A 10315-nucleotide genomic window follows, 5' to 3' on the forward strand; every position below is an offset into this window, starting at 1 on the left:
GCGGGATGGATCGGCCTGGGACGGTTATCGAGTCGGAACTGCTCGATCTGACAGGCGTCAGTCTTGAGAACTTGCGCACGAGATGCGGCCTTGAGTGGGACCGGATCGAACAGCGGATGGCACGGCAGCTCTCCGGTGGCCCGGCCAGTCTCGCCGCAGACACCAAAACCAGTTGGACCATGTGACGCCTGTCGGCAGCGGCGGCGAACGTCCCTTCGGGCGGCACCGCCCTCCGGGCTCGGCGCGCGCTCCACGGCACGGGCTTCCCCCGCGCCACTTCGACGCCCTGGCCGCCGGCGGCGGCGGGGCGGCGGTCATCGCCCATCTCTGGGACGCGGAACGCAGCCATCGGCTCCTTCTCCTGGGATTGCTCATGACCAGGGCGGCCGATCGTCCCGATGCCGTCGGTCCCCTCGCACCCCTCGAACAGGCATGGGAACTGCTCAGCGCGTCAGAGCGACAGAGCCGCGCGGTGACCGACGACCTCCTGCTGCTGCCGGAAACCGGCGTCTGGCTTCAGCACACGCTGCGCCGATTACATGAGGCCCCGGCCCCGCCGGACGCCGATCCGCCTCTGTGGCTGGACACCGGGCAGCTGCACCTCATCGCCGCGGCCTGCGGCATTCGGACCGGCCTGCCCTTCTCCCTCCGCCTCCCCTCGCGCGCGGGGACCGTCTGGCTGCCCTCGCTGGGACTTGCCACCCTGCCCGGCACGGCAGGCCCGGGGGCTGTGCGGGCGGAGTTCGACGGTGACGCGCTCACCCTCGGCCACGGCGGCGAAACGCTCCATGTGCCGCTTCCCAGCCGGGCGGACACCCCCGGATGGCAGCCACCGACCAGGCTCGTACTCGAACTTCCCGAAGGACCGAAGGACCTCCAGCTCAACGACCTCGGTCCGTATCGCATCCTGTCCGCGGCCCCCGCCGGTCGGCTCCCACCATCCTCGGGCGAGCAGGCCGACCGCTGGGCCGAACTGCTCGGACGCGCCTGGCCGCTGTTGCGGCGCGCCGATCCGCAGGCGGCCGAGGATGTCGCCGCCTGCCTCCGCTCCATCGAACCGCTGCCCCCGTCGACGCCCTTCCGCTGGCACAGCGCCACCATGCGGGACGGCATGGGCGGTCTGGCCGCCTCCGCACCGACGGGATCGGAGCCCGCCGCCGTGCCTCAATTCGCGGCGATCCTCACCCATGAGGTCCAGCACAGCAAACTCAGCGCCCTGATGCACATGTACTCCCTGCACACACAGGAGAACCAGGCGCGGCTGTACGCGCCCTGGCGGGACGATCCGCGGCCACTGAGCGGGATGCTGCACGGGGTCTACGCGTTCACCGCCGTGGCCCGGTTCTGGCGCGGGTATGTGCTCAGTGGTGCTGCGCCGCCGGACGAAGCGACGCTGGCCCATTTCGAGTTCGCCCTGCGCAGGAACCAGCTGCTGCGGGTGTTGCCCCCACTGGGTGAGGACCCGGAGCTGACCCGGCTCGGCCGCCGACTGCTGGGGCAGCTGACCGAAACCGCATCGGACTGGACCGATGCCTCCGTCCCCACGTCGCTTCTCACTGCGGCTGAGCGGGCGGCCGACGACCACGCCGTGAGCTGGCGGTTGCACCATCTCGCACCGGATCCCTCGCTGGTGGCGGAGATGGCCCACGACTGGATCACGGCCGGACGCACCGGCCGTCCGCTTTCGCGGCACGGCTGCCCGGCACCCCGCCTGGTGCCGGACCCCACTGCCAGAAACCTGGACGCCCGGGCCGTCCTCGCGCGGATGCGGCTGATGAAACCGGCGCTGGCGAAGCTCCGAGCAACTCCCGAACGCCTCGCCTCGACGGTCGAGGGCGCCAGGCCCGCCGACCTTCTCCTCGTCTCCGGTCAGGTCACGGCGGCGTGGGAGCTGTACGCACAGGAGATCACCGCCGGACCGGGCCCGGCGCCCGGCGGTGGGGCGGTCTTCCCCTCCACCGCCGGCGCCTGGGCGGGCCTTCGCCTCGCCCTAGGGGTGTCCGGTGAGCACCGGGCGGCCGGCCGGGCGCTGCTCCGGTGTCCGGAACTGGTCCGAGCGGTGCACCGGGCGATCGGGGAGGCTACAGGAGAGCCCGCGGATCCCGTCGCGGTCGCCGCATGGGTCGGGCGTACGGCTGGGGCGCCGGCCTGAGACCGACGCCCGGCTTGCCGCCCGCGCGATCAGAGCGGCATGGGGTCGGCATCGCAGTTGGCACGCCGCCAAGCCGCCGCGTCGACACAGGCGGGGTGGCCTTCGCCGAGTTTGGCCTGGAGCTCCTTGACCGCCGTGGCATGTAGGGTCTCGGCCTCGTCGGTCTGGCGCAGCGCTCTGAGGTCACAGGCCAGGTTGCCCATCACGACCAGCGCCGTCGGGTGCGTCGCGCCCAGGGTGCTCTTGATCACTTCGAGGTTGGCGCGGTCGAGTTCGGCGGCAGCGACGGCGTCGCCCTGCGCGAACACGTCACTGGCAAGGTTGGCGGAGGCGATCAACACATAGGGGTGGGTGTCGCCAAGGGCCTCGCGGGCCCGCCTGAGCGCCGATTCGTTGAGGGCACGAGCGGTATCGACCTCATTGAGCAGCCGCAGCGTGATGGCCAGGTCCACATCGGCCGCCGCGGTGTCCGGGTGGTCCTCTCCGAAGACCTCTTCGTACCGTTCCCTGGTCGACTGCCCCAGCCGCATGGCCTCGTCGAGGACACCGGCCTGTCGCAGATCGACGGAGAGGTTGAGGGAGGCGATCAGGGAATCCGGACTCCGCACGCCGTATCGTTCGGTGAGGGCCTTGCGAACGGGCCTGCTGAGCTCGAGTGCTCCGGGGTGGTCTCCCGCCTTGCGCCGGGACACCGCCAGTCGCCCCACGGTGCGCAGGGTGTTCGGGTTCATCTCGCCGAAGACCCTGCGGAACTTGTCGACCAGTTCCTCGAACATCCGTGCCGACAGGGCGTATTCGCCCGCCTCCCGACGGTCGAGCGCCAGCCCCATCTCCGAGAGCAGGCTGTCGTAGGCCTCCTCCCCGTAGAGCAGCATGGTGCGCCGATAGGTCTCCTGGTCGACCTCCCGGGCGCGTAGGAATTGGCCGGAAGTCCGCAGGGCGACGGCCAGGTTGTGGGAGTGGATCAGCGTCAGCGGGTCCTCGTCGCCGTACGCCCGCACAGCCCGCTCGTACACCTCCTCGGCGATCTCCAACGATCCCCGGAAGTCGCCCCGGGCTCGGCGGTCGGCGGCCACCTGACCGAGGATGGAGAGCAGTTCCTCCTCCGAGTCGGGACCGAGACCCCGCACCTCTGACCGCATGCGCTCGCTCAGTGCCGCGGCCTCCTGGTAGCGGCCCATCCGCCACAGCACGAACCACAGATCCCGGCAGAGCAGCAGGGTGTGCTGGTCGCCCTCCCCGTACTTGTCCTTCCAGACGTCGTACGCCTGCTGGCCGAAGTCGCGCGCGGCCTCGTGGTCGCCCCAGAAGTAGAGGTACTGCGCGAGATTGATGATCATCTGCCGCGCGTTGCGGGAGTCCGACTCGACGGCCTTCGAGACCACCACATGCGGATAGAGGTCGGCGAACCGCCCCCAGTGCTCGGGGTCGCGGGGATCGCGGGGGGCGTTGGCGGCCAGCAGCATATGCGCGCCCTGCCGCATGCGCTCGCGCTGCTCCTCGGTCATCCGGGCGATCAGCACGGCCTGCACCAGACGGTGCATCTGGATGGAGTTGTTGCGGTGGTCGATCTTGGCCAGGGAGTAGCGGTTGATCTCCCGGATGGCGCGGCCCAGCCGCAGCGGGTCGGTCAGCGCCCGGTCCAGGTCCGGCGCGATGGGCTCGACGGCGGCGCCGGAGAACAGCGACCGGGCCACCGGCTCGGAGGCGAAGTAGGCGCAGATCTGGAGAAGTTGAAGAGCAGCCGGGTTCTTGCTCGCCAGATGGTCCAGCGAGACGTTCCAGGCGGTGGCCACTGTCTGCTCGTACTGGGTCGGTGGCGACACCGACATCAGCTCGGCCCGCTTCTCCTCGAACAGCCGCAGATACTCAGCCGCCGGCATACCGGTCTCGGCCCGCCAGGCCGACGCCTGCTCGACCGCCAGCGGCAGATCGCCGAGCACCTCCGCGAGCTGGTCCGCCTCCTCCTGGGGGAGGTCGGGGTTGCGGCGCTGGAGGAGCTGAATGCTCTCGGAGCGTTCGAACACATCCACCTCCAGTGGATGGGCCAGCGTGTTCCACTGCGGATTGCGGGAGGTGACCAGAATGGATCCGGAGGGGCCGCCCTCCGGGCTGCTCGGGAAGAATTCCTGCACTGATTCGGGACTTTCCGCGTTGTCGAACACCAGCAGCCAGTTGCCATAGGGGTTTCCGGTACGCAGCGCCTCAAGGACCGCGGGCACCGCGGTGATGGCCTCGCTGGTCACCGGCAGGCGCAGCCGCTGGGCGAGTTCCACCAGTGCCTGGGCGATCTGGGTGGGCCGCTCGGCCGGAATCCACCAGACGACGTCGTACCGTGAGGCGTGTCGATATACATATTCCAGGGCCAGTTGGGACTTGCCGACACCGCCCATGCCGTGCAGCGCGTGCGGAAGCACCGCGGTCGGGCCATCACCGAGATCACGTTCCAAGCGCTCGAGCAATTCCTCGCGCCCGGTGAAGACAAGGTTCCGCGGCGGCATGTTTCCCCAAATGGCGGGCCGCGTCGACGGCCCGGAAGAGCCTCGATCGAGCGGCGCGCCCGATTCCGGCGTCGTCGCCCCCTGGGAAACCGCGGTCAAAATCGTACCTCCTCGAAGTGCGCCTTCGCCGCCCACACCTCCCTGCTGCGAGGGGACGGGCGTCTCGGGCATTCCTGGAATATTCACTGTGGCAGGGCTTTCGTTGTGTGCGGCGGGGTTGCTCTCTTCGCGCGCCGTTGGGTCAATCTTCTGATCCGATGACGCGCGGCCGGTGCGGATGACTCGCTGAATGCGCCGGGCGCGGCGCAAATGGGGCCCGGACAGGGCCTCCAGGACGGTGTGCTCGATTTCCCGGAAGCGCAGGTTCTCCCCGGTGACCTCGGGCTCTCTCGGAACCTCTCCGCCGCTGAGGTGGATGAGCAGCTCACGGGCCGCGCCGCTGTGCGGCGCCAGGACCTCCGCGGCGATCCTGGACGCCATTTCCGTCGCCTGCCGGGTGCTGGAGGCGAGCAGTTCCTCGCGCACTCCACGGCCGAAGAGAAAGGAGTTCCCGCCGCTCGCCGGCATGGGCTCGACGAGATCGCTCATAAAGAATTCAGCCAGATGGGCCGGGCCCGTTCGGGGCAGGGTGCGGCGCTGAACGGCGTACATGACGGGAAGGTCGAGCGGGACCGCGGCCAGCCGGGTGGCGAGGGAGAACGCCTCCGGCGAGGCCCACACCCGGAAGCGCGCGACGCGCTCCGCGGCGCCACCGGCGGTCCTGGGGCGCTCCGGCCATGGGGCGGGGGGATCGGGCCGGCACGGGGGCACGAGGAGGGCCGCCACCTCGGTCCAGCGCGGCCCGTCACCGGCGATGAAGCGGGCCCAGGGGGCGATCCACTCGTCGGCGACCTCCAGGACGGGCACGGGGACCGGGCGCCGACGGCCGCTCGCCTCCGCGGCGGATCCCGCGATGGAGGGCTCGGTGAACTCCCAGTCCACCCGGGCGCTCCCGGCCCAGGGGCCGGAGGCGCGCAGCCGGACCCGCCGCGGGTCGAGGGCCGTGCGGTGCCACAACCGCTGCGGCAGCGTCTGGAGTACGGCCACGGGCTGATGCCGGCCCCATACGGCCAGCGCCTCCTGCACGGCACCCGCGCGCCAGGCGGGGCCGAGGCCGTCGGTGAGGACGAGCACGATCCGGCGCCCGGTGGGATCGGCCAGACTTCTCGGCGGCTGGGGTCTCGACCGGCGGTTCGGGCCCCGCAGAGAGACCCCGCCGGGGTGGTCGGAGTGGGTGTCCAGGAAGCGCAGCCGCAGATCGCGGAAGCCGCCGTGATGGCGGAGCGCCGCCATGAAGCGCCGGGCCAGTGCGGCCCAGAGCGTCATATGCGGGCCCGCGTCCACCACCAGCACCGCGTCCCAGCGGCGCTCGCTGCCCGGGCCCATCGCCGGGGGCAGTCCGGGGGCCTCGGCCAGCCGCTCGGCGGTCGCCTCCTCGTCCAGCTCCTGGTGGCGCGTCGAACGGATCCGCCCGCGGAGGGGGCGTAACGCGTCTCCCACCCGGGCCGTGTGGAGGTCGTCCGCCGCCCTGGCCCGGGGCGAGGGCCGACGCGGGGCGGCGTGGTCATGGGTCCGGACCGCGGGGGTTCGCGGAGGCCCGGGAGGTGGGAGGCGGTCCGGTAACGGGTGTTCCTGTGCTTCGCCGCCGTCGGCCGTCGGCGACGCCGTACCCGCCGGGGCCGACGGCGCGGCGTCAGGCTCCGGGACCTCGGGCTGCGGTTGCGGCGCGGCGGGCCGTGGCTCCCCGGGGGCGGGTAACCCGCCGGTCGGTGACTCCCCGGACAGCGGCTCCTCGGACAGTGACGCCCCGGGCGGTGACTCGGCGGATTCCGGGGAGACATCGGGTTGCCGCGGCCCGGCCAGCTCCGGGTGGTGGCGGGCCAGCCACAGCGCGTCCGCCACCTCCCACCACCGCAACCCGCCGACGTGCAGACGTCCGTGGTCCGGGGAGGTGGCAGGGCCCTCGGCCGTGCCATCCGCCCCGGATCCCTCGGGAACCGACGGACGTTCAGGCACTCGGTTCCGCCCCGTCGGCGCGTACGTCCGTACTCAGGGGATGCCAGATCGCGCCGAGGAGGGCCTGCCACTCGGCATCGTCACCCTCGGCTGGCGTATACGCGCCGGAGGTCGCCAGATGGGCGGCGTTCAGCAACTGGTCGGCCGCCAGGCCGTGCACCTGCTCGCTGCGCGTCATGAAGTCCCGGACCAGCCTGTCGTGCATCTCCCCCAACTGGTCGGCGAAGTGAGCGGCGACCAGCTCGCCCAGTGCCTCCGGGCCAGGGTCCGGTATATCGAATCGGAGACAGCGGCGCATAAACGCCTCCGGGAACTCGCGCTCCCCGTTGGAGGTCATGATGACGATGGGGAATGACCGCGCTGTGACAATACCGTCCACGATGGGTGCGGTTCTGCCCGGATCCGCGGTGTGGACGGTCACTTCGGGGGACTGGCGCTTCACCCGCACGAGTGGTGGCACGGTGTACCAGCCGTCCTCGAAGAGCGTGAGCAGGTCGTTCGGGAGGTCGGCGTCGCCCTTGTCGAGCTCGTCGATGAGCAGGACCCGCGGTAATCGATGGGGGAGCAGCGCGGTGCCGAGCGGGCCGAGCTGGATGAACTCGCCGATGTCCACCCGGTCCTCGCCGCATGAGGCCGTGGAGCCCTCGTCGGAGCCGTCCGCCGGACGGCTGTGCTGCCGTGCCGCGTACCAGGCCTGGCCGGCCTGGGCGCGCCCGATCACATCGTATTCGAACAGCCCCGAGGCCAGGGTCGTCCGGGAGGTGACCGGCCACTGGAGCACCCGGCCCAGCCTCAGCTCACGGGCGATGCGATAGGCCAGGGTGGACTTGCCGACACCGGGCCGGCCGGTGACGAGCAGCGGACGCCGCAGCAGGATCGAGGCGTTGACCAGGCGGACCTCCTCCGCCGAGGGGCTGCGCACCCCGCCGTCCGGGCCCAGTCGCCGGTCGGCCTCGTCGTCTTCGGGCGGCTGCGGCAGACAGGGGCCGCCGGCGAAGGTCCGCCAGCGCGGCCCCTCCGGCCACTGGCGTTCCTCGTACGGGACATCGGGCGGCACCGCGCCCGTCCCCTGGTACGGGAGTGCGCTCGTCGCGGCCGGAACCTCCGCCCCTCCGCTGCTGCTCTCGGGCGTGTTCAATCGATCCCCCCTACGAAGGTGGCGGGAGCACACGGCCCACCGTCGAGGAGCAGTTCGGGGTTGTCCCAGATCACGCTGAGATCCCTGACCGGGTCTTCCCGCGAACCGATTCCGCCTGCGGCGCAGTCGCTCTTCCACTGTCTCGTACGCTCGGGAAGCTTTGACAGACCGTCCTCGGCCAGTCCTTCACGGACGACGCTGCGGAAGGTCTCCGACGCGCTGTCCTCACGGTGGTGGATCAGCACGGGAACGCCGAGGTCGAGCCCCAGCCGCAGCTCGCGCAGCCCCACACCGCTCCTGGGCCTCGGCGGCTCGCTGAGCACCATCGCCACCACCTCGTCCCGTCGCCCGATCTGCGCGTCCAGCAGAGCCAGGTGTTCGTCGGACGAGCGCCCCTCGGCGTCGCACCAGTGGACGTCCGCCTGGCCGGGCCGGCTCTTCCACCGGGCCCAGCGCATGCGCCAGGCATGATGGAGCTCGCGTCGCTGCACTCGCTCCAAACTGTGGATGAATATCTCGTGGTACTTGCTCAAGATCGGGTTCGCATAGCCTAGTTGTGGGTTCCGATTCCACCACTCCACGGGCTCGTTCAGCAGCTCGGTGGGTAGAAAGAACTCCAACACCACTTCCTCGGAGCGCGACTGCCACAGCTCCGCCATCCGGGTCAGCAGCTCTGCGACGGCGACGGGGACCCTGCTGCGCGTCACCAGCTCGCGGGGATCGCCCTCCGGCTCCTGGTGCAGCCAGGAGGACTCGGCGTAGCGCACCCGGGCCGCCAGCCGGTAACGCGCCTCTCTGCGCCCCTGTCTTCTACCCTTGGCGTCCACCGGGGTCAGATCAGGCGCCACCTTGACGAACAGCTTGATCACCGGGCGCTCCGGCTCGGCATCGGGCCCGTCGACCGCGCTTCGGCCGATCCGGGGCAGGACATCGCCGGTTCGGCCGCCGGCCAGGCCCGCGCGCGTCGCGATCAGCCCGTCGTCGCCGTCCGTGACGCCCCATTCATGGGCGAAGTGATCATTCCAGGCGTACAACTCGCCCACCGAGGAGGCCAGGTCGGCGCAGAGGGCGAGCCGCTCCAGCAGCTCCATACTGGGCGGCAGGCCTCCGGGCCGGGTGTTGCGGCAGGCCAGATGGAGGAAGGTGTGCCAGGCGGTGGTGCAGTGGGCGGGGAGACGAAACCGGTCCCCGCATACCTCGGCGACGATCGTGTGCAGCTCGGGGATGCCGACGTCGAGCGCCTGCCGCAGCGCCGACCAGTCGCGCCCCCGGTACAGATCGGCCGCGTTCCACTCGTCGAGCAGGGGCCGCAGCCGGTGGGTGAGCGCCGGGGCCACAAATCCGGTGGTCTCCAAGAGCGCCTCCAGGCCTCCCGGAAGGTCGCCGCAGGCGCGCACCGCCTCGAAGAACTCCTGATGGGGGGTTGGATACGGCTCCAGCTCCAGTCCGTCGAACGCCTCGGACAGCTCTCGCCGCCATTGGTGCCGCCCCCGGGCGTCGGCCAGCGCCGCTGAGGCTCCCAAGACATTCACCATCTCCCCCAGTACCCGGCGCCGGGCCCGGCTTTCCGGAAATCGCTCCGACACGTGCGTCCCCCCTCGCACCCGACAAGCGCGGCCCCCTGGTATCGCGCCTATTCGGCATACCCATCGTCGCGAACGATTAGCGTAGAGGCACGATCCGCTTGTCGGAGGCGATTCACACAGGAATCACACGGCGTCCGGAACCGGCGGGCCTCGTTCATGTGCGCGGTGCGTCGGTCAAGCGCTCGAAGTGGGCCACGGCGGTTCGACACCTCGCTCTGTTACCTTCCTTCCTTGATCAGCCGTGCAGAACATGGCGCAGCGGGTGGGGACTCAGGGTCGGCCTGGCGTATGAAGCCGCTTTCCTCGCGGGGCGGCTCAACGGGGAGTTGGTGACGGGCGTCATGGTTACTTTCGCGCAGTTGAGGGCGCTTGACCCGGCTCAGTTCGAGGAGGCGGCGGACGGCTGGCACAAGGTCAGCAGCAATGCGAGCGCGTCCAAGGACCGGCTGGACAATGAGATCAATGCGAAGCTTCGCGGGGCTCTGAAGGGCCAGGGGGTCGGTACGGCGCTGGGCCGGCTGGAGCGGCTGAGCGAGAACTTCCACTACATGCAGGTGGAGTGCGCGCTGGTGCTCACGGCCCTGAACGGGCTGGCGGCGGAGTTGCGGGCGGCGAAGAAGAAGCTGGACAACGCCGTGCAGGACGCCCGGGACGCGGGGATGACCGTCACGGCGGACGGGACGGTGGACTACACGCCCCCGGTGGTGCTGCTGCCGGGCCAGGAGTACCACCAGATCAGGGAGGGCGTGACGCCGTACCGCCTCACGACGCCGGCGAACCAGGTCAGGGCGTTCGCCGACCGGATCGGTGACGCGCTGAAGGACGCGACCGAGGCGGACGGCAAGTACGCGAAGGCGCTGGGCAAGCTGATCACGGTGGCGGA

Annotated in this window: 4 protein-coding genes and 1 pseudogene; 2 read left to right on the forward strand and 3 right to left on the reverse strand. The window is 70.8% G+C overall.

All coding sequences use genetic code 11. The annotated features are described in order from the left end of the window. The first annotated feature begins 472 nt into the window (after positions 1–472). The gene (locus tag ABTY62_RS02340) at positions 473–2152 is read left to right on the forward strand and encodes an HEXXH motif domain-containing protein (RefSeq protein ID WP_352127443.1); all 1680 of its coding nucleotides are present in this window, start codon (positions 473–475) and stop codon (positions 2150–2152) included. Positions 2153–2181: 29 nt separating this feature from the next. Here the strand turns inward: ABTY62_RS02340 and fxsT are convergent, their stop codons facing one another. Genes fxsT through ABTY62_RS02355 form a run of 3 tightly spaced genes read right to left on the reverse strand, consistent with a single transcriptional unit; the run spans position 2182 to position 9378 of the window. Further along, positions 2182–6708, reverse strand: coding sequence for an FxSxx-COOH system tetratricopeptide repeat protein (gene fxsT / locus ABTY62_RS02345; protein WP_352127444.1), 4527 nt, complete (start codon positions 6706–6708; stop codon positions 2182–2184). Further along, complete coding sequence (locus tag ABTY62_RS02350) at positions 6701–7846, reverse strand: AAA family ATPase (protein WP_352127445.1); 1146 nt, start codon at positions 7844–7846, stop codon at positions 6701–6703. Before ABTY62_RS02350 ends, fxsT begins: the two co-directional genes overlap by 8 nt. Next, positions 7843–9378 carry a VMAP-C domain-containing protein gene (locus ABTY62_RS02355; RefSeq protein ID WP_352127463.1) on the reverse strand — a complete coding sequence of 512 codons (1536 nt, stop codon included), beginning with the start codon at positions 9376–9378 and terminating at the stop codon, positions 7843–7845. Before ABTY62_RS02355 ends, ABTY62_RS02350 begins: the two co-directional genes overlap by 4 nt. Before the next feature lie 413 nt (positions 9379–9791). Here ABTY62_RS02355 and ABTY62_RS02360 point away from each other — a divergent pair. Then, positions 9792–10315, forward strand: a pseudogene (locus ABTY62_RS02360) (alpha/beta hydrolase); the annotation flags it as partial.

This window comes from Streptomyces sp. NPDC097640 (assembly GCF_040302705.1).
In the GTDB taxonomy this organism is placed as follows: Bacteria; Actinomycetota; Actinomycetes; order Streptomycetales; family Streptomycetaceae; genus Streptomyces.